Here is a 19,725-nt window from a genome sequence, read left to right on the forward strand (position 1 = left end):
AATCGAAGCCCGCTTAGTTCGCAAGGGTTGGCGCGGCCGGCTGTCCCAAAAGGCTGGCATTGCCGCCTGCCGCCGTTGTGTCTGTGCAACTGACGCGCTCGGTGGCGAAGCGCGCGAGGTAATGCGGGCCGCCTGCCTTTGGCCCGGTGCCTGATAGGCCTTCACCGCCGAACGGCTGGCTTTCCACCACCGCGCCGATCTGATTGCGATTGACGTAGAAATTGCCAACCCGCGCGGCGGCCTGAACCCGCTTACGGGTGTTCTCGATCCGGCTGTGGAGGCCCAGTGTCAGGCCAAATCCCGTGGCGTTGATGTCGGCAACAACTTGGTCGAGCCCGCTTGCCGCGAACCGCGCGACATGCAGGACGGGGCCGAAATTCTCACGCTTTAGATCGAGGATCGAATCAATCTCAATGATGGTCGGCGCGACGAAGCAGCCATGCTCTGTGCCGCTGGGCAGTTCGCTGCGCCAGACGGTGCCGCCCAGCTGTTCTCGCCGGGCCACATGGCGTTCCAGCGCGGCCTGCGCATCGGGATCGATCACCGGGCCTACGTCGGTGGAGAGCAGGTGCGGGTTGCCAATGCTCAGCGCATCGAACCCGCCGCGGATCATGGCCAGCATTTCGTCGGCGACATCTTCTTGCAGATAGAGCACGCGCAGCGCGGAGCAACGCTGGCCCGCGCTTTGAAACGCGCTGGCCAGAACATCGCGCACGACCTGCTCTGGCAGGGCCGAGGAATCGACGATCATCGCGTTTTGCCCGCCGGTTTCCGCGATCAAGGTGGCAATCGGGCCGTCGCGGCCTGCCAGTGCCAGGTTGATGGCGCGCGCCGTCTCTGTGGAGCCAGTGAAGGCCACCCCGGCAATACGCGGATCGGACGTGATCATTTGCCCGACATCGCCGGCGCCGGGGAGCAATTGCAGCGCCTCTGCCGGGATGCCTGCCTCGTGGCACAATTTCACCGCCAACGCCGCGATCAGCGGGGTTTGCTCGGCAGGCTTGGCGATCACGCTGTTGCCAGCGGCCAGCGCGGCGGATGCCATGCCGATGAAGATGGCAAGCGGGAAGTTCCACGGGCTGATCGTGGCAAACACGCCGCGCCCATGCAGAGAGAGCAGGTTTTCTTCGCCCGTGGGGCCGGGCAGAACGGTCGGCTCGGCGAATTGGCGACGCGCCTCGCACGCGTAATAGCGCAGAAAATCGACCGCTTCGCGCAGCTCCAGCACCGCATCGGGCAAAGTCTTGCCCGCCTCACGCTGGCATAGGGAGAGGAACTCTGCCGAATGCGCCTCAAACAGATTGGCGGCTTCATCGAGCAGCGCAGCACGGCTTTCCCCGCCGAGTGCATCCCAGCCCGGCTGGATGGCGAGCGCGGTGGTAATGGCGTAATCGACCTCCTCCGCCGTGGCGTCGCGGCGCGTGCCGACCTGGCTGCTAAGATCATGCGGCATGGTGATCGGCGCGATCTCGCCCGGCTCTTCGCTGACGAAGGTTGGGCTGGCGTTCCATTGCTGTGTCGCCAGCTCGCTGAGGCGAACCTCCAGCGGGCCGCGCACAAGCGGGTCCGACAGATCGATCCCGGCGCTGTTCGTGCGGTTTTCAAAAATATCGGCGGGCAAGGGAATGTTCGGATTGCGAAAGGGCGCGCATTCGGCGAGCTGCGCAACTGGGTCTCCGGCGAGTTCAGCAGCCGGAATATCGGCATCGCCCATGCGGTTTACGAAACTGGTGTTGGCCCCGTTTTCGAGCAGGCGGCGCACGAGATAGGCGAGCAATTCCTTGTGCCCGCCAACCGGCGCATAAATGCGCACCGGCGTGCGATTGTTGCCTTCAAGGGCGCCGAGCGCATCATACACTTCCTCGCCCATGCCGTGCAGGCGCTGAAACTCGTAGGATTTGTCTGCACCAAGACCTTTAATCGCAGCGATGGTATAGGCGTTGTGCGTCGCAAAGGCGGGGCGGATCACATCGGCGTGCTCAAACAATCGCGCGGCGCAGGCGAGGTAGCTGACATCGGTGGCGAGCTTGCGCGTGAACACCGGATAATCGCTGAGGCCGCCGACCTGAGCGAGCTTGACCTCGCTGTCCCAATAGGCGCCTTTGACGAGGCGGACGAACAGCTTGCGGCCATGGCGGCGGGCGAGCTTTGCGGCCCAGTCACACAGTGGCAGCCCGCGTTTTTGATAGGCTTGCAGCGCGAGGCCAAACCCCTCCCAGCGTGATCCATCGGCGCGCACGAACAGGCTGTCATCCGCCATCAGCGCCTCGATAATGTCGAGCGAGAGTTCGAGGCGTTCGGCCTCCTCGGCGTCCACGGTGAAATGGATGTCGGCATCGCGCGCCTTTTCGGCAAGGCCGCGGACGATGGGCACAAGATCATTGCGGGCCTGATCAGCGTGCAGAAAGTCGTACTTGGGATGCAGCGCCGACAGTTTGACGGAAATACCCGGCGAAGGGCCAACCCCGCCCTTGGCTTCTTTGGCGAGCCGATCGAGCGCGCCCTCATAGGCCTCGCGGTAGCGCGCAGCATCGGCGAAAGTCATCGCCGCCTCGCCCAGCATGTCGAAGCTGTGCGTCAGGCCGCGCGCGCGTTCAGGCTTGGCCCGCTCCAGCGCTTCGTCAATGTCGCGGCCAAAGACGAATTGCCCACCCAGAATTTTCATCGCCTGCAAGGTCGCCTTGCGCACCACCGGCTCGCCGAGCCGGTTGACCGCGCGTTTCAGGCTAGAGCCCATGCCGCGCTGATGCGCCTCTGGCGGGTCGATCACTTCGCCGGTCAGCATCAGCGAAAATGTCGCCGCGTTGACGAAGGTGGAGGCGCTTTCGCCCAAATGCTCCGACCAATCGATCGCGCCAATCTTGTCCTTGATCAGCGCGTCCGCTGTGCTCGCATCGGGCACGCGCAGCAGCGCCTCGGCCATACACATCAGGGCAATGCCTTCTTCGGTGTCGAGCCCGAATTGCTGCAGGAACGCGTCGATCCCGCTCGCCTTTTTCGCGCGCGCGCCTTCGATCAATCGGGTCGCCAGTTCAGCCGAGGCTGCGTGCATGCGCGAGGCGGGCGCGGCCTGCTCTATGCGTTCTGCAATGCAGGCGTTCTCTTCGGCGCGATAGGCGCGGCGCAGGTCAGATCGGTCGAGCGGTTGAAGGTTCGTCACGGCTTGCGATTCGCACCTTGAATAATTGCACTGATCCAGTGATCTGAACCCGGATGGATCGCCGCGCAAGCCCTTGCAGCATCGGCGAATGCGAGCGCCGCCGGGTGCGCGGTTAGAGCGGCCCGATCAAACGGGCTGCAACCGCATCCAGGCGGGCGATCAATTCGGGATCATGCTCATCAGGTGCGGTGATCACCGCATCATCCAGCGCCGTGTCAATCGGTGAGGGTTTGCGCCCATCGGGCAGGGCATTGATCAGGCGTACAATCATCTCGCGCGCCAAATCGCCATTAGCCTGCATCTGGGTGACGACTTGGGACACATCCACCGCATCGCCTTCGCGCCAGCAATCATAGTCCGTGACCATGCCGACCAGCGCATAGGGCAGCTCCGCCTCGCGGGCGAGCTTTGCCTCTGGCATGGCGGTCATCCCGATCACATCCGCGCCCCATTCGCGGTACATCCGGCTTTCCGCGCGGGTGGAGAATTGCGGACCCTCCATCGCCAGATAGGTCGCCCCGGTGGTGAATTTGCCCTTTGCTTCGGTGATTGCATCAGCGGCCATTTGCGACAGCCGCTCGCACACCGGATCGGCCATAGAGACATGGGTCACAAAGCCTGAACCGTAATAGGTTGAGGGGCGGCCCTTGGTCTGATCGATGAACTGGTCGACCACCACGAAATGGCCCGGAGGCAGCTCTTCGCGCAGTGAGCCAACGGCGGAAATGGCCAGAATGTCGGTGCAGCCAGCGCGTTTGAGCGCGTCGATATTGGCCCGCGCATTGACCTCGCTCGGGCTGATCGGGTGGCCCCGGCCATGACGCGGCAGAAAGCGCACGCGCACATCGCCGATCCGCCCGCACAAAATCTCGTCCGATGGCTCGCCCCAAGGGGTTTCAACCGCGATCCACTGCTGCTCTTTCAGACCTTCGATATTGTAGAGGCCAGAGCCTCCGATGATCCCGATTGTCCATGGGCCGGCCATGCGTGTCATCCTTTGAATATTGCGCGAAAGAGCATGCCCGATGCGGGCTGAACCGCCAAGAAAGCGTTAAGTCAGATCAATGCGTTCCGGCAAGCCTTTGCGAACAGCCTTGTCGGCCTGAGCGAATGGTCCGGCAATCGATGGGCGCGCCCGCATCCGCTCAAAATGCGCGGCAAAGCGGGGCCATTTATCGAGCGGCGTTTCCGCCACCAGCGAGACTTGCATCAAGCAGCACGCAATCGCAATGTCGGCAATCGACAGGGCGTCGCCTGCGAAAAACTCATTCTCGCCCAGCGCGCCTTCAAGATAGTCAAACACCGGCGGCAATTTGGTGGCCCAGGTTTCGCGCGCGGTCTCCAGATCGGGCTCCTCGCCTTTGGTGATTGCAAAGAAGATCGGGCGAAAGATGCCGAGCCCCCCGGCCAGCGCCAGCGTGGTGTCGGCATATTCTTCAAAACTCAGCACGCGGCCGTAGGCAAAGGGTTCTGCCGGGTACAGCGCCGTCTCAGGATGCTTGGCCTCGATATAGCCGCAGATTGCCGAGGAATCGGCGATGGTGCCATCAACGCCTTCGGTGGCGATTGATCGATCGCGCAGCACGGGAATGCGCTTCATCGGCGAGATGTCTTTGAACCATTGCGGCGGGTCGAACACATTGACCGGCTCAACGTCAAAGCCAGCGCCTTTTTCCAGGCACACGGCGGCGACTTTGCGCACGAATGGAGAGACGGGGCTGCCATAAATGACAAGGTCGTTTGGAGCGTCAGACATATCGTGTTCCTCTTTGCGGGCCGAGGCCAGATTTTCGGTTGCACTGTGCAATTGATCGCGGTCGCTGGCGAGCGCAAGCATTATCGTGCGACCTGCAAATGCAATTGAACTTTGCCGGTCAAAGGTCCACCTAGATCGGCGAGAGTAATCAAAAAAGATTCGAGAGAGGCATTCCCATGGTCACCCAGTACAAAAATCTCATCAATGGCGAGATGATTTCCACCACCGACATGCTCGACGTGGTCAATCCAGCCAATGAAGAAGTCATCGGCCAGGTGCCAGCTTGCGGCCAGGCGGAGCTCGACCAAGCGGTCGCCGCCGCTCGCGCCGCCTTCAAGACATGGAAGAAGACCTCGCTCGAAGAACGCCGCGCGGCGATCATGGCGATCTCTGGCGCGATCAAGGAAAACGCCGACGAACTGTTCCGCTTGCTGACCAGCGAGCAAGGCAAGCCGCACCAGCAAGCGAAGGGCGAGATTTACGGGGCTGCCGCCATTTCTGCGGCGCAATCCACCCTTGAGCTGGAAGATGAGATCAACGAAGACAGCGATGCCCGGCTGAGCCGCACGCGCCGCGTGCCTGTGGGCGTGGTCGGCGGCATTGTGCCGTGGAACTTCCCAGTGATGATGGCGATCCAGAAAATCGTGCCCGCCATGCTTTCCGGCTGCACGATTGTGCTGAAAACCTCTCCGTTCACCCCCCTTACCACACTGCGCATTGCAGAGCTGATCGCGGACAAAGTGCCAGCGGGCGTCGTCAACATTATCACTGGCAATGATGATTTGGGTCCGATGATCACATCGCATCCGGATATCGACAAGATCACCTTCACCGGTTCCACCGCGACGGGTAAGAAGATCATGGAAGGCGCAAGCGCTGATCTTAAACGGATCACCTTGGAGCTGGGCGGTAACGACGCCTCTATCGTGATGCCGGATGCCGACCCTAAGAAGGTGGCAGAGCAATTGTTCTGGTCCAGTTTCCAGAACGCAGGCCAAGTCTGCATCGCGGCCAAACGCATCTACATCCACGAAGATATTTATGACGAGCTGTCCGCTGCGATCGCCGAATATGCGAGCCAGGTGAAGGTCGGCGACGGCGCTCAGCAAGGCACCGGCGTTGGGCCGATTCAGAACAAGAAGCAGTTTGACCGCGTGGTTGAGCTGATCGAGGACGCCAAAGACAATGGCTATAAGTTCCTGGTCGGCGGGGAAACCGATCCATCGGGCTCTGGCTATTACGTGCCGATCACCATTCTCGACAATCCGCCGGAAGACGCGCGGATCGTGGCCGAAGAGCAGTTTGGCCCGGTTATGCCGCTGATGAAGTTCTCGACCGAGGAAGAAGTGATCGAGCGCGCGAACAATTCAGAATATGGCCTGGCGGGCGCGGTCTGGACGGCTGACCCTGAAAAGGGTGTTGAGATTGCAGAGCAGCTGGAAACCGGCACTGTTTGGGTCAACGAATTCATGCATTTGTCGCCATTCGCCCCGTTTGGCGGACACAAGCAATCCGGCTTTGGCGCGGAATACGGCAAGGAAGGCCTGAAGGAATTCACCTATCCTCAAGTAATTACTGTAAAGAAAGACAATGTTCCGGCATAATCGGTATGTCTGAAGTTTGATTAGTAAGAGGGGGTCGCAAACCATGGCACTCAAATTTTCTAAGTCGCGCGGCATCATGCTGGCAGCTGTGGCTGCTGTTGCAGGGCTGGGCGCAGCAATGCCTTTGCAGGCACAATTTAATGTCGGCAACGTCGTCAAATCCGCCAAAAAGGTGGCCGAGGCAGCGAGCTATTCTGACGAGGAAATCGTCACTTTTTTCAGCCAGATGTCTGAGGAAATGGACAGCCAAAACCCGGTTGCCACAATGGACGACCCCTATGGTCAGCGCCTCGCTGCGCTTACCGAAGGGCTCGACAGCTATGATGGCCTTGACCTCGATATCAAAGCCTATCTGGTGAAGGACGTGAACGCGTTCGCCATGGGTGATGGCACCGTGCGTGTCTTTGCGGGCCTGATGGACAAGTTCGATGATGACGAGCTGCGCTGCGTGATCGGTCATGAAATCGGCCACGTGAAGCTGGAGCACGGCAAGAAGCGCATGAAGCGCAGTTTGCAGCAAGACGCGGCGCTGAGCGTGGCTGGTACGGCGAGCAGCGATGTGCGCCGTCTGGCAAACTCAGAGCTGGGCAAAATGTTCGGCAATGTGATCACCGCTCAGCACTCGCAAAAGGCAGAGCGCAATTCGGACGACTATGCGCTCGAGTTCATGAAGGCGAACAATTACAACGCTGAGGCGTGCATCACGGCGATGGAAAAGCTGGGCACGATGAGCTCTGGCGGCGGAATTGATTTGCTCAAGACGCACCCAAGCCCGCAATCGCGCGCCAAGCGGATGCGTAAGAAGTTGAGCTAAACGCGCTTTACCTTTTCAAGACATTTGCAGCGGCCGCTCAGGAGACTGGGCGGCCGTTTGCTTTTGTGCCGGCGTATGCGGGTGCGCGCGGTTTTCCTACTCGCGGGCTTGCGAGTAGGTGTGGTGAGGCTCTTTGAACCGTCTATCCCCACGCGTGACCGTTTGTTTTCACTCGGCCAAGGCGCCCATTTGCGTCAATTCTCTCAAAAGTCACACTTTGCGCTGCATGACCTGGCCTAAGATTCTGAAAGTGTGAAGCTTTCCGTCAAAAGTCACACTTTCGAAAACGCGAAACGTGTTCCAAGCGCTGACCAAATGCTGATGGATCGAATACGCGCTATTCGCCCGCTGGTTTGCGCAGCATATCCAGGCCCACGGCCCAGCGGCGCTGGAACCCGCGCCAATGCTCCGCCTCGTCCGGTCCGGCAAACTTGCCATTGAGCTGTTCGCGAAAACTGGTTTCCCAGTTGCTGTCATTGGAGTTCGGCGCTGGCACATCGAGATAGCTCGCCTTGTCCGCATCGCCCTTCAGATGCAGATCGAGGAATGCGGCAACGAAATGCTGGTTGATGCCGTTGATGCGGTCTTGTCGCCAGACCGGTTCGGCCAGGAACTCTGCGACGCGGAATGGCGCATCATCCGGAACGGCAAAGTCATTGCCCACGGTGTTGTGACGGGCCTCGCGGTAGACCAGCATGTGCCGTGCCGTCCCGGTCAATTGGTCGAATATCCAGCTGATCCCATCAGCGTAATTGGAGACGTCGTCCTCGCTGCCAGCCACCAGCAGCACAGGCGCGGTGATCTGGCCGAGCGTCTCGGCGCTCCATACGCGGTTGTCGGGTTGCCCGCCCCACGGGGCGAAGGCGACGACGGCATCCACGCCTGCTTCTTCGCTCGCCGCCTCGCGCAGCTGCGCCAGCGCATCCTCGGGCACTTGGCCGAAGGTATCGCTGTCATAGTCATAGGCGCCGCCCGCCGTCGCCAGCGCGCCGTAACCGCCCATGGAATAGCCGATAACTGCGATCTGCTCTGCGTCGATCAGTCCAAACGGACCCGTCTGGTCAGAGGCGCTGCGCGAAACCAGTTGGCTCAAGACCTGGCGCTGATCGAGAGAGCGATCGACCAGAACCTTGGTGAACGAGTAAACGAAATCGGTCACGCCCTCGATCCGCATATCGCCGTGATCGATGGAAGCGACGACATAGCCGCGCGAGGCGATGTGTTCCGCCAGATTGCTGAACTGCGTGCTCCAGCCATTGAAGCCATGGCTCATTACAACTAGCGGGAATTGCTGGTCTGCCACCGGCGCCCCGCCTGCAAAAGCGCGCCCCGTATACTCCAACGGCACCGGCTCCATCGCGGGCGGCATCATGGTGTGCTCGTACGTGATTGGCTCCGCGCCGGAGGCTGCGCTGGCTGGATAGAACATGCGCACTTTGAGCTCGCGCGTGTGCTCCTCCACCTGCCCGCTTGCCAGACCCAGCTTTGTGAAGGTCAGTCGGCCCGGCAGGCTAAACACGCTTTCCTGCGTCCCCACCTGATACTCGCCATAGCGGCCCAGCTCCGGGGTCTCGCCATCCATACCCTCGTGTACGGTTGGGCTGGCGACATAGGCCGCGGTGCCTGCGCCAATTGCAAGCAGGGCGAGCGCGCTCAGCGCTACGTATCGTTTCTTCATTGCGGTCGCCGTCTTTCCATTGCGGGTAAGCGAGAGCTTGCCGTCGCTCATCTCTGCGTGCACTTCTTACAGCGAATGGACGCGAGGGGAAGTGATGACATTGAGCGCCGATGATCTGACAGAGGGGCTGAGCCGGGTTTTGGCGCGCGCTGGCATGGAGGCTCCGACAGGGCTGGAGCGGTTGACCGGCGGCGCGACAATGGAGAGCTGGCGGTTCTCAAGCGGCGGCGAGGCGTTCGTGCTGCGACGCGCGCCCAGCTTAGAGTTCATGGCGGACCGCCCGTTTGGTCACGATACCGAGGCGGCGGTGATCGAAGCAGCACGGGCCGCGGGTGTGAGCGCGCCTGAGGTTCTGGCGGTATTGAAGCCGGAGGACGGGATCGGCAGCGGCTTTGTGATGCGGGCACTGCCGGGGACGCCGAACCCCAAAGAGATCCTCGCGATGGAAGAGCCGGGCAGGCTGCTATCGGAATGCGCCGCGAATTTGGCGCGGATCCACTCGCTTGGACGCGGCGACGTGCCAAAGGCTGTGCCAGTGATGGATTACCGCGAGGCCATTGCTGATCTGAGCCAGCAATTCGAGGAGGCAGGCGGCGACCGTCCGATCATCGCATTGGGCCTCAAATGGATGGAGGACAATTGCCCCGATCCCATCGAACCTGCGCTAATCCATGGCGATTTCCGCATGGGGAACCTGCTTGCACAAGATGGCTCGCTAACCGGTGTGCTCGATTGGGAGCTGGCGCATTTCGGTGACTATCACGAAGACCTCGCCTTCGGCTGTATGGCAGTGTGGCGGTTCGCCCGATATGATCGACCTGCGCTGGGTCTGGGCGATCTGGAAACCTATTTCGGTGCCTATGAAGCGAATGGCGGACGCAAAGTGGACCGCGAGCGCTTCCGCTATTGGCTGGTCCACCGCACCGTGTGGTGGGCGCTGGGTTGCCTGAAAATGGCGCAGATTTGGCGCAGCGGCGAGGACCGGATGCTGGAGCGAGTAGTGATCTCGCGCCGGACAAGCGAGCAGGAACTGGACCTGCTGATGCTGCTGGAGGAGGATGCGCCGGAGGCGGAGAGACGCCGGGAAGCGGGCGGGCCTCTCGACAACTCTTTTGGATATGGCGAAGCCGATTGCGCAGAGATGGCCGATGCTATCGTAGAATGGCTCGAAACGATCAAGGATCAGATGACAGGACATCATCGCTTCCAGCACGCGGTTGCACGCAACGCGCTGGGCATAATCGCGCGTGACTGTCGGCTTTACCCGCACCCATATCGCGCTTCGGGTCTTGTTTCTGACATCATGGACGGAACATCCGAACTTGGAGAGAAGCGTCTGTTGATGGACTTGAAGGACAGTGTCTTAGAAAAGGTGGCTGTCGACTCGCCCAAATACCCCGCGCTCGCCGTCGCGCGTAAAAAGTGGACCGGAGACGACTAAATGGACTTCGCAATTCCCGCAGACCTTCAAGCCTATCTCGACGCGCTCGACGCCTTTATCGAGGCCGAAATCAAGCCGCTGGAGCAGCAAGACGACAACAGCCGCTTCTTCGACCACCGGCGTGAGGATGCGCGCACCGACTGGGAGCGTGAAGGCCTGCCCGATCACGATTGGGAAAAGTTGCTTCAAGAGGCCACCGCGCGGGCCGACAAAGCCGGCCACTGGCGCTTCTCCGCGCCTGCGCGATATGGCGGCAAGGATGGCTCCAACCTCTGGATGGCGGTGATCCGTGATCACTTCGCTCAGCGCGGCCTTGGCCTCCACAATGATCTGCAAAACGAACACAGCATCGTCGGTAACTTCCCCTTCGTCGCGATGTTCGACACTTTTGGCACTGAGGCGCAAAAACAGGAGTTCATCGCGGGCGGCTTTGAACGCACAAGGCGCGTCGCTTTTGGCCTGACCGAAGCGGAGCACGGCTCCGACGCGACCCATATGGAAACCCGCGCGGTCAAGGAAACGCGCGATGGCGTGCCGGGATACCGGATCGACGGCGAGAAGATGTGGATCACCGGCATGCATGTCGCCACGCATTGCGCGGTGTTCGCGCGGACCGATGGCGAGGCAGGGGACGCGCGCGGCATCACCTGTCTGCTCGTGCCGAACCCCACGGACGGCCTCAAGATTGAGGAATGGATGTGGACCTTCAACATGCCCACCGACCATCCACGCCTCTCGCTCACCAATGTCTGGGTGCCGGAAAGTGCAATGCTGGGCGAGGAAGGCAAAGGCCTCGCGCTGGCGCAGAGCTTCGTTCACCAGAACCGCATTCGCCAAGCGGCGTCTTCGCTGGGCGCGGCGACCTATTGCGTGGAGGAAAGCGTCAAATACGCGCGGGAACGCAAACCCTTTGGCGAGGAGCTTGCGAAAAATCAGGCGATCCAGTTCCCGCTGGTGGAGCTGGCGACGCAGTGCGAAATGCTGAGGATGCTGATCTACAAGACCGCGTGGCAGATGGACAATATGCCGCACAAGGAGATTGAGCGGAGCATCTCGGACAAGGTTTCGATGTGCAATTACTGGGCGAACCGGCTGGTGTGCGAGGCCGCCGACCGAGCGATGCAAGTGCACGGCGGGATCGGCTATTCACGGCACAAACCGTTCGAGCATATCTATCGCCACCACCGCCGTTACCGGATCACCGAAGGCGCAGAAGAAATCCAGATGCGCAAAGTGGCGGCCTATCTGTTTGGCTATCTGGGGCCGAAGAAGGGGACGATGGGGTGAAGAATTCACAGGTTTCGCAGACCATAGCGGTAGCCCTGACCTTGCTGATTGCCATCGCTGTAGCTCTATCAACATCAATTCAGACCGATGAAACGCGAGTGATACGCGGTATCTTCTTTGCAGAGTTCGAAGGCTTGAGTTTTGTCGAGGTCGAGAGCGTCGAAGACCTCTCGACCAAGGCATGGGGTGATGTTGGCTGGCTCGTAGTTGAAGGCACCAAACTCGATGCCATGATCAATGACAGTTATGATGCGGAATGCCGGGATTATACCACGACCGCATTCCGGCTGGAGTTCCGGGGCAAAAGGGTCTCTGGCGAAACGGGCCACGGTGGGTTGTGGTCTTCGGAATATCAAATCAAAGAACTGATTGAGGTTGAAGGCATTGATTTGAAGAAATGCGAGAATCCAGTTCGGCCTCTCTTGTACGAGGCATTCTCGATCTCTGACTTAGGACGGGCTGGCGCAATTCGACTAACGACTTCTATCAAGCTCTAGCAATATCCTTACGCCGCGTTAGTCTCGGCCCCAACACAGGGAGAGTCTCATTATGCGCTGCTTCGCACCGCACTTCACCGCAACCCTTCTCGCCGGTTCTATGCTCGCTATGCCCAGCGCGGCCTTCGCGCAGGATGACGCAGATGAGAAATGGGACGTCGAGGCGCCGCGCGGGGCCACCGTCGAACAAGTGCCGATCGAGACCGATGAAGGCACCTGGATGGATGTCGATGTCTCGCCTGATGGCCGCACGATTGCCTTCACCATGCTTGGCGATATTTACACTCTGCCGATTGCCGGCGGTACGCCTAAGCGCATTGCCGAGGGGCTGAGCTGGGAAGTGCATCCGCGCTTCTCGCCCGATGGCACGCGCATCGCCTTCACCTCTGACCGGGGCGGGGGCAACAATATTTGGCTGATGAATGCCGATGGCTCTGACAAGCGGCAGCTGACCAAGGAAAGCTTCCGCCTGCTGAATCAGCCGACCTGGTCACCCGACGGGCGCTTTATCGCCGCGAAAAAGCACTTCACCACGCAGCGTTCGCTCGGCACGGGTGAGATCTGGATGTACCACATCTCAGGCGGCGGCGGTGTGCAAGTGGTGAAGCGCGCCAATGAGGCCTTGCAGAAAGAGCTCGGCGAGCCGGCCTTCGCGCCCGATGGCAGCGCCATTTACTACACTCGTAACACGACGCCGGGGAACACCTTTATCTACGCGCAGGATTCCAATGCCGGGATCTTCGCGATTGAGCGGCACGATCTGGAAACGGGTGAGGTGACCACAGCGGTCGACGGCTATGGCGGGGCGGTGCGCCCGGCGCCTTCACCCGATGGCAAAGAGATCGCGTTCGTGCGGCGGGATAAAGACACCTCGCAGCTATGGGTGAAAGAGATCACGAGCGGCAAGGAGCGGATGATTTACGACGCGCTTGACCTCGATGTGCAGGAAACCTGGGCGGTGACCGGGGTCTATCCTAATATGGATTGGACGCCGGACAGCCGATCCATCGTGTTTTGGGCAGGCGGCAAGCTAAACCGGGTGAACCGCGATGGTTCGGGCCATGCGGTGATTCCGTTCAGCATTAGCGACACGCGCGGCATTGCCGATGCGCCGCATCCTGAGATTGAGGTTTCGCCTGATCGCTTTGCCACCAAAATGGCGAAGTTCGGCACATTGTCTCCTGATGGCACGCGGGTGGTGTTTGAAAGCCTTGGGCGGCTCTACACCAAGTCTGCGCGCGGGCGCGATGCGCCGCGTCCGCTGACCAGTGGCGGTAACGCAGTCGAGGCGTTTCCGGCCTATAGCCGCGACGGCTCGCGTATTGCCTTTGTCCGCTGGACTGATGAGGGGCTGGGGCAGATCGTCGTCGCCAACGCCAATGGCTCGGGCGCGCGGGTGATCTCCGGCCAGCCGGGGCACTACGCCAATCTCGCCTTTTCTCCCGATGGCCGCATGGTCGCCTATGAGAAGCGCAGCGGCGGCTATCTGACCGCGCCTGAATTCTCCGAGAACACCGGGATTTACCTGCAGCCGGTCGGTGGCGGCGCTCCGATGATGGTCGCGCGCTCCGGTTCGCGTCCGCAATTCGGCGCTGATAGTGACCGAGTCTTCATGATCGGCCGCGATGGGAGCAAGCTCGCGCTGATGTCGGCTGACCTGGATGGCGAGAAGAAGCGCACCCATGCGACCGGAACTCTGGTGAATGATTTTCAGGTTTCGCCGGATGGCAAGACGATCGCCTTCCGCCAGAATTACGAAGTGTTTGCCATGCCGGTTATTCCGGGCGGTAAGCCGGTCGATGTAAACGAAACCAAGGGGCCGGTCCCTGTCACCAAAGTGTCTAGCGGCGGGGCGGATTATCTCGGCTGGGCGCGCGGGGGAGATACCCTATTCTGGTCGATCGGACCGGAGCTGAAGCAAGCGCAGGTGAGCGACTTTTTCCGCAACGCGCCGAAGGGGGATGATGACGCAGATGGCTATGAAGAGCCGGACAGCGGCATTTCGATGGCGGTCACGGTCACCGCTCAAAAACCCAGTGGCACGGTCGTAATTACTGGCGCGAAAGTGCTGACTATGGCCGCGGGACTCGATGCCGAGGACGCAGGCATGATCGAAAACGGCGTGATCGTGATCGAAGGCGACCGTATCGCGGCAATTGGCGCGGCGGGTGATGTCACCATCCCGAGCGGCGCAACCATGGTCGATGCCAGCGGCAAGGTGGTGATGCCTGGCTTTGTCGATGCGCACCATCATGGCCCCCATGGTACGGGCGACCTCGTGCCGCAGCAGAACTGGAGCCTGGTGCAGGATTTGGCGCTTGGCACCACGACTACGCACAATCCGTCGAGCAATTCGAGCCTGATCTTCGCCTCGGCAGAGCGGCAGATGGCGGGCACTTTGCTTGCCCCGCGCATCTTTTCTACTGGGGAGATCATCTATGGCGCAAAGGCACCGAGCGTGTATGCGCGGATCGACTCTTATGACGATGCGCTGGCGCATGTCCGCCGGATCAAGGCGCAGGGCGGTATTTCGGTAAAGAACTACAACCAGCCCCGGCGTGATCAACGCCAGATGGTGGCGCGCGCAGCGGCCGAGGAGAATATGCTCAACGTCGCTGAAGGCGGATCGCTGTTCGGGATGGATATGAACCTGATCGCGGATGGCAATTCCACCATTGAGCACAATGTGCCGGGCGATGTGTTTTACGAGGACGTCCTGCAGTTCTTTGGCCAATCAAACTCGAACTACACCCCTACACTCAACGTGACCTATGGCGGGCTTGCTGGTGATCCGTATTGGCGGCAGGCGACCGATGTGTTCGATCATCCATTGATGATACACACCCCGCCCAAGGTTCTGCTCGCGGCGACGGCGCGGCGCACGAAAGCGCCTGAGTGGGCGTTTGTTGACGACAATGCGGCGCGCGAAGCGAAGAAGATTGCGGATCGCGGCGTGAAGGTCTCTATCGGCGCGCATGGGCAACAGCCTGGCATTGGCGCTCACTGGGAGATCTGGACCTTTGCGCGCGGCGGCATGAGCCCGGTTGAAGCGCTCAAAACCGCGACCATCTGGCCTGCGGAATCGCTCGGTATGCAAAAGGACGTGGGCAGTCTGGAAGTCGGGAAGCTGGCAGATTTGCTGGTGCTGAGCGCTGATCCAACCGCGAATATCCGCGACACCGACAAAATCGAAAGCGTGATGATCGGTGGTCGGATGTACGGCACCGCGACCATGCAGGAAGTCGCAACCGGCACTGGCGGACGGCGCGCCTATTGGTGGGAGAGCGGCCAAGGCGGCAATGCGGGCGGATCAGAGGCAGCAACCCATGCGGGCGGCGGCCACAACCACGGCGATGGTGACGGGGGCAGCCAATAAGGCCTAGTCTGCCTCGATCAGGGCGCGCAAATCCTTCAGAGCTTTGGCTCTGAGTTGGTGCACGCGCGGGACGCTGACCTCCAAAACCTCTGCGATCTCGGTGAGGTTCATTTCCTCAACGAAGAACAATTGCAGCACCAGCTTTAGGCGGTCTGGCAATTCAGTCATGGCTCGGATCAAGCGCTCGCGATCTTCCATGTCCGACAGAACTTCGAATGGGTCGGGATCATCGCTGGCAAAGGCGGTGCTAATCTCGTCATATTCCTCTGAGATTGAGGTTACCGTGACGCCGGAAGCCTCAATTTCGAGCAATTCGGCATCTGATATTTTCAGGCGCTCGCCGATTTCTGCGCGGCTGGGTTCACGCCCTAGGTCTGCACGCAAATCGCTGAGTGCAGCCTCGTATTGGGCGCGTTTCTTTCGCGCCGTGCGGCTATCGTTCATCAGCTTGCGGATCTGATCAAGCATGGCCCCGCGGACACGGATTTTCGCATAGGCGGCAAAGCCATCTTCAGTGGGGCCGGAATGCCGCATGGAGCATTCGGTCAGCGCGATGACGCCGACTTGCATCAGATCTTCGACCTCTAAGCCTTCACGGCCCATCCCATAGACATGCCAAGCGGTTCTGCGGACAAGGGGCATGAAACGGCGAACGCGGTCGTCTATCTCTGCCCGGTTCGATGAGCCATAACCGGCCGCCCCGGTGGGCGCGCTTTTTGCGAAGCTGTTTGGGTCGTGTTTCATGCGGCCATTGCTCCTGGCTCGTCTTGGGCGGCCGTCGCCGCTGTTTCATCTGGCAACGCGGCGGCGGGTTCAGCCTCCCCACCAATCACCCCGACCACCTCGACCGGCTGGGTCGCTGGCAATTCATTGATCGACAAGACGAGGCACCGGGGCACTCGCTGACTGAGCAGGGTGGCAATCGAACGGCGCACTGGGGGCTGAACGATCAGCGCGATTGGCTCGCCCTCTGCTTCCAATATCTGGGTCAGGGTTTCAGCGATCATGCTACCACATTCCGGCTCGATCAGCGGCTGGCCTGTCGCCGGATCTGGCACACTGCCGAGGATCGCGGCCTCAAGGTTTGCATCCAGAGTGGCTACTCTTAACCGCGCACCAGGCTCACAAATGCGCGCGATCAGTTTCGCGCCCATATCGGCGCGCACAGCATCCACCAGCAGGTCAAATTCCTGCGTGCGTTGCAGGGCGAGCGCGAGGCTGGTGAGGACTGCCTGTGGATGGCCCAGACCAATGCCATCGGCAATCAAGGCGCGGAAAATGCGGGTGATCGCGGCCAGCGACAATGGCTCTGGATGGACGGTTTCAACCAGGCTGGGTGAGCTTTCCTTGAGCGCATCGAGCAATTCGCGCACTTCCTCTGGCCCGAGGAGTTCTTGCGCCTGCGTAAGCAGCGCTTGGTTGGCGTGGGTGGCGATGACTGTGCTGGGGTCAACGGTTAGGAAACCTTCCGCAATGGCGTGGTCACGCTCGCGCGGCTCGATCCAGATTGCCGGGCAATCGAAGCTGGGATCGCGCGTTGCCTCCCCAGTTAGGCCATGACCTTGGCGAACATCGCCTGCGTCGATCGCTAGCAATCGGTCGGGGCGTACCCGGCCGCGGGCCAGGCTAACCCCGCCCAGCAACACTTCGTAATCCTGAGCGCCCATTTCGAGCTCGCGCAGGAGCAATTGCTCACATCGGGCGCCTTTGCCAGCGGCGAAGATAGCGTCGGAGAGGGCACCTTGCGGTTCCGCTTCGGCACAGTGGATGGGCCGAGATTCACTGAGGACACGTCGAACACCCCGCTCGAAATTGCGGTCGAGGCCAGCGACACATTGGAGAGCTTGGCCGGTAAGATCACTAGTGCCAGCGGCGGCGCTCTTACTGCATACGTTGCCGAAGGCACCAATGGCGCGCAATTGGTGATCAAGGGCGAAGAAGGCGCGGCCAATGGCTTCTTGATCGAGGGCGAAAGCAGCGCCGCTTCGCCAACCGCAACGCCGGGCGATCTGAGCTATCTCTCTTGGAATCCAGCCACTGACAGCGGCGAACTGCGCCAATCCTCTCGCGATGCACTTTTCTCACTCGATACGGTCGAGATCAGCAGCGCCAGCAACACCGTCACTGGCCTACCCGAAAACATGACGCTGGAGCTGACCGCGACCAATGTCGGCGCGCCAACCACCATTAGTTTCTCGAACAACACCTCGGCGATCACCGGCGTGATGGGTGATTTCGTCTCCGCTCTTAATGAGCTGGCCCAGCAATTGAACGAAAGCGCCAATGCATTCAGCGGCGAACTGGGCGCGGACCCTGGCGCGCGTGAGCTTAGGCGTGATTTGGGTCGTTTGAGCAGCGAGATCGTGATGCCAACGGCGCTAGAAGGCGATCCGCGGACGCTTGGTGATTTGGGCCTCTCGCTCAACCGCGATGGCACATTCCGTTTGGATACGGAGCGCTTGAACGAAACCTTGGCGGCCTCGCCAGAGGCAGCGGCGGCGATGTTCACCACCGGGCCATTTGGCCTGTTTGCGACCATGGACAATCTAACCCGCGCGAACACGACCAGCGGCGATCCGGGATCACTCGGCGGGTCAGTGGCCCGTTATCAAAGCCAGATTGAAAACAATGAAGATCGCCTGATCAAAATTGCCGAGCAGCAAGAGCGTCTGCGCGAGCGCCTCTCTAGCAACCTCTTGGTCGCTGAGCGCCGCGTTACCGCCTCCCAGTCGACACTGGACTTCCTGCAGGCGCAGGCTGACCTCAACCGCAATTAGGGAACAGTAAATGAGGCCATTTCCCCAAAATCCCGCTGCGGCGTATCGCAAGGTCGACCTCGATGCCCGGATTGAAGCATCCGGCGGTGATGACCTCACAAGAATCTGTCTGGAGGAGGCGGTGACAGCTTTGCGCCAGGCGGAGCTTGCCTGCGCAGCCGGCGGATCGTTCGCGCGCGATCCTTTGTCGCGCGCACATGGGATCACCCTATGGCTGTGCCGCGGGGTCGCTTCTGACAATCCTTTGCGCGAGGCTCTGGTGCAATTCTACGGCGGGCTAGCTGCGCAGATCCGGCGCAATTTGGCCCAGCCAACTTTGGCCGAAATCGTGGCTGTGCGCGGCGATCTCAACGACCTTTTGCAAGCGGCAAAATCGCTCAGTGCGCCGGGCAGTGTGAACGGGGCCGTCCCCGAGGCGGCATAGCTACGGGTCCTTGCCGGGGTTAGTCGAGCAGCGCCTCAGCGATAATCCGCGCGGCATCCTCTGGGTCTTCCAGCGGGTGAAAATGCGTTCGATCTGGCCTGTGCATGTCGGTCGCATTGGGCATCGCTGATGCCAGCTCCGGCCAAGTCGGTGAGGATTTGAAATCGCTGAGCCCGGTCTGCTTTGCCCGCACGATCAGCACTGGGATGGTCACCTTGGTAGTGGCCGCATGAATGCCGCTGTTGCTGCGGCTGCTGGCATAGACGCCCGCCTCCACCTCTGGCGAGCATGCCAACTCCATTCCATCGCCATTCTCAGCAGGCACCAGCCCATATTGGCAATAATCGGCGAACACACGGCGGTCGAACAGGCTGTAAGGCTCGCGGTCCTCAAACCGTTCCCTCATCGCCTGGACCGAGGCAAAATCGCGCTTGCGCCGCACCGCGGGATGAGGGTTCTCGGCAGTGAACAGGTCTTGTCCCAGCTCATAGAACTCAGGCGGCAGCACGGTTGGATCAAACAGAATGTGCTGCTTGAAGAGGTGCGGATGGTCATGCGCCGCTTGCAGCAATGCGTGCGCGCCCATCGAATGTCCAATTCCAATCACCTGGCTCAGGCCGAGGTGACTGAGTATGGCTGCAATGTCATCGGCGATTTCAGCCCAATTGCCTATTGGACCACCTTCTGACCGCCCGTGTCCGCGCAGGTCAAACGAGATGATCCTGCGCTCCGGAAAGCGCTCGATGATCGGATCAAACACCCGGCCATGGAAGCCTGTTGCATGCGCAAAGACAAACGGTGATCGGCGATCCTCGGAGGCGCCGCCCCACTCCCAGTAGGCGAGGCGGTGGCCTCTGATTTGGATTGTCTGTAGCGCGGGTTCTCTCATGCCCTGTGCTGTAAGCCCCTCA

At 60.7% G+C, this 19,725-nt stretch carries 15 protein-coding genes; 8 read left to right on the forward strand and 7 right to left on the reverse strand.

Going from position 1 to position 19,725, the window contains the following annotated elements:
* Nucleotides 1-13: 13 nt before the first annotated feature.
* The 3 genes from putA to AC0V6V_RS10300 all read right to left on the reverse strand — a co-directional run bounded on the left by putA (nucleotide 14) and on the right by AC0V6V_RS10300 (nucleotide 4,997).
* Nucleotides 14-3,160 (reverse strand): bifunctional proline dehydrogenase/L-glutamate gamma-semialdehyde dehydrogenase PutA, encoded by a 3,147-nt coding sequence (putA, locus tag AC0V6V_RS10290; RefSeq protein ID WP_486165289.1) that lies wholly within the window; start codon nucleotides 3,158-3,160, stop codon nucleotides 14-16.
* Between the two features lie 112 nt (nucleotides 3,161-3,272).
* Nucleotides 3,273-4,145, reverse strand: coding sequence for an S-methyl-5'-thioadenosine phosphorylase (gene mtnP / locus AC0V6V_RS10295; RefSeq protein WP_486165290.1), 873 nt, complete (start codon nucleotides 4,143-4,145; stop codon nucleotides 3,273-3,275).
* A gap of 66 nt (nucleotides 4,146-4,211) precedes the next feature.
* The gene (locus tag AC0V6V_RS10300) at nucleotides 4,212-4,997 is read right to left on the reverse strand and encodes a glutathione S-transferase family protein (RefSeq protein WP_486165291.1); all 786 of its coding nucleotides are present in this window, start codon (nucleotides 4,995-4,997) and stop codon (nucleotides 4,212-4,214) included.
* A gap of 95 nt (nucleotides 4,998-5,092) precedes the next feature.
* On the opposite strand from AC0V6V_RS10300, the gene AC0V6V_RS10305 reads away from it, so the two are divergent.
* Nucleotides 5,093-6,520 (forward strand): aldehyde dehydrogenase family protein, encoded by a 1,428-nt coding sequence (locus AC0V6V_RS10305; RefSeq protein WP_486166323.1) that lies wholly within the window; start codon nucleotides 5,093-5,095, stop codon nucleotides 6,518-6,520.
* A gap of 43 nt (nucleotides 6,521-6,563) precedes the next feature.
* Nucleotides 6,564-7,334: a M48 family metallopeptidase gene (locus AC0V6V_RS10310; RefSeq protein ID WP_486165292.1), complete on the forward strand. Its 771-nt coding sequence runs from the start codon at nucleotides 6,564-6,566 to the stop codon at nucleotides 7,332-7,334.
* A gap of 337 nt (nucleotides 7,335-7,671) precedes the next feature.
* Here the strand turns inward: AC0V6V_RS10310 and AC0V6V_RS10315 are convergent, their stop codons facing one another.
* On the reverse strand, nucleotides 7,672-9,063 hold the full coding sequence (locus AC0V6V_RS10315) for an alpha/beta hydrolase family protein (RefSeq protein ID WP_486165293.1): 1,392 nt from the start codon (nucleotides 9,061-9,063) through the stop codon (nucleotides 7,672-7,674).
* Nucleotides 9,064-9,106: 43 nt separating this feature from the next.
* On the opposite strand from AC0V6V_RS10315, the gene AC0V6V_RS10320 reads away from it, so the two are divergent.
* Genes AC0V6V_RS10320 through AC0V6V_RS10335 form a run of 4 tightly spaced genes read left to right on the forward strand, consistent with a single transcriptional unit; the run spans nucleotide 9,107 to nucleotide 15,613 of the window.
* Nucleotides 9,107-10,453 (forward strand): phosphotransferase, encoded by a 1,347-nt coding sequence (locus tag AC0V6V_RS10320; RefSeq protein WP_486165294.1) that lies wholly within the window; start codon nucleotides 9,107-9,109, stop codon nucleotides 10,451-10,453.
* Entirely contained in the window at nucleotides 10,454-11,740 is a 1,287-nt protein-coding gene (locus tag AC0V6V_RS10325; protein ID WP_486165295.1) for an acyl-CoA dehydrogenase family protein, read from the forward strand.
* Entirely contained in the window at nucleotides 11,737-12,237 is a 501-nt protein-coding gene (locus AC0V6V_RS10330; RefSeq protein WP_486165296.1) for a hypothetical protein, read from the forward strand. Before AC0V6V_RS10325 ends, AC0V6V_RS10330 begins: the two co-directional genes overlap by 4 nt.
* A 52-nt stretch (nucleotides 12,238-12,289) precedes the next feature.
* Nucleotides 12,290-15,613, forward strand: coding sequence for an amidohydrolase family protein (locus tag AC0V6V_RS10335; protein WP_486165297.1), 3,324 nt, complete (start codon nucleotides 12,290-12,292; stop codon nucleotides 15,611-15,613).
* Between the two features lie 3 nt (nucleotides 15,614-15,616).
* Here the strand turns inward: AC0V6V_RS10335 and AC0V6V_RS10340 are convergent, their stop codons facing one another.
* Entirely contained in the window at nucleotides 15,617-16,357 is a 741-nt protein-coding gene (locus tag AC0V6V_RS10340) for a sigma-70 family RNA polymerase sigma factor (RefSeq protein WP_486165298.1), read from the reverse strand.
* Complete coding sequence (locus AC0V6V_RS10345; protein ID WP_486165300.1) at nucleotides 16,354-17,301, reverse strand: FHIPEP family type III secretion protein; 948 nt, start codon at nucleotides 17,299-17,301, stop codon at nucleotides 16,354-16,356. The genes AC0V6V_RS10340 and AC0V6V_RS10345 overlap by 4 nt, the downstream gene beginning before the upstream one ends.
* On the opposite strand from AC0V6V_RS10345, the gene fliD reads away from it, so the two are divergent.
* Nucleotides 17,302-18,390 carry a flagellar filament capping protein FliD gene (gene fliD / locus AC0V6V_RS10350; protein WP_486165301.1) on the forward strand — a complete coding sequence of 363 codons (1,089 nt, stop codon included), beginning with the start codon at nucleotides 17,302-17,304 and terminating at the stop codon, nucleotides 18,388-18,390.
* A gap of 10 nt (nucleotides 18,391-18,400) precedes the next feature.
* Nucleotides 18,401-18,814: a hypothetical protein gene (locus AC0V6V_RS10355; protein ID WP_486165302.1), complete on the forward strand. Its 414-nt coding sequence runs from the start codon at nucleotides 18,401-18,403 to the stop codon at nucleotides 18,812-18,814.
* Nucleotides 18,815-18,833: 19 nt separating this feature from the next.
* Here AC0V6V_RS10355 and AC0V6V_RS10360 read toward each other — a convergent pair whose 3' ends face one another.
* The gene (locus AC0V6V_RS10360; protein ID WP_486165303.1) at nucleotides 18,834-19,703 is read right to left on the reverse strand and encodes an alpha/beta fold hydrolase; all 870 of its coding nucleotides are present in this window, start codon (nucleotides 19,701-19,703) and stop codon (nucleotides 18,834-18,836) included.
* Nucleotides 19,704-19,725: the final 22 nt, after the last annotated feature.

This window comes from Erythrobacter sp. S249, from assembly GCF_057364975.1.

Coding starts and splice junctions, on each gene's coding strand:
- mtnP (WP_486165290.1), bottom strand. CDS start 4,145: ATGGCCGGCCCATGGACAATCGGGATCATCGGAGGCTCTGGCCTCTAC.
- AC0V6V_RS10300 (WP_486165291.1), bottom strand. CDS start 4,997: ATGCTTGCGCTCGCCAGCGACCGCGATCAATTGCACAGTGCAACCGAA.
- AC0V6V_RS10305 (WP_486166323.1), top strand. CDS start 5,093: ATGGTCACCCAGTACAAAAATCTCATCAATGGCGAGATGATTTCCACC.
- AC0V6V_RS10310 (WP_486165292.1), top strand. CDS start 6,564: ATGGCACTCAAATTTTCTAAGTCGCGCGGCATCATGCTGGCAGCTGTG.
- AC0V6V_RS10315 (WP_486165293.1), bottom strand. CDS start 9,063: ATGAGCGACGGCAAGCTCTCGCTTACCCGCAATGGAAAGACGGCGACC.
- AC0V6V_RS10320 (WP_486165294.1), top strand. CDS start 9,107: ATGACATTGAGCGCCGATGATCTGACAGAGGGGCTGAGCCGGGTTTTG.
- AC0V6V_RS10325 (WP_486165295.1), top strand. CDS start 10,454: ATGGACTTCGCAATTCCCGCAGACCTTCAAGCCTATCTCGACGCGCTC.
- AC0V6V_RS10335 (WP_486165297.1), top strand. CDS start 12,290: ATGCGCTGCTTCGCACCGCACTTCACCGCAACCCTTCTCGCCGGTTCT.
- AC0V6V_RS10340 (WP_486165298.1), bottom strand. CDS start 16,357: ATGAAACACGACCCAAACAGCTTCGCAAAAAGCGCGCCCACCGGGGCG.
- AC0V6V_RS10355 (WP_486165302.1), top strand. CDS start 18,401: ATGAGGCCATTTCCCCAAAATCCCGCTGCGGCGTATCGCAAGGTCGAC.
- AC0V6V_RS10360 (WP_486165303.1), bottom strand. CDS start 19,703: ATGAGAGAACCCGCGCTACAGACAATCCAAATCAGAGGCCACCGCCTC.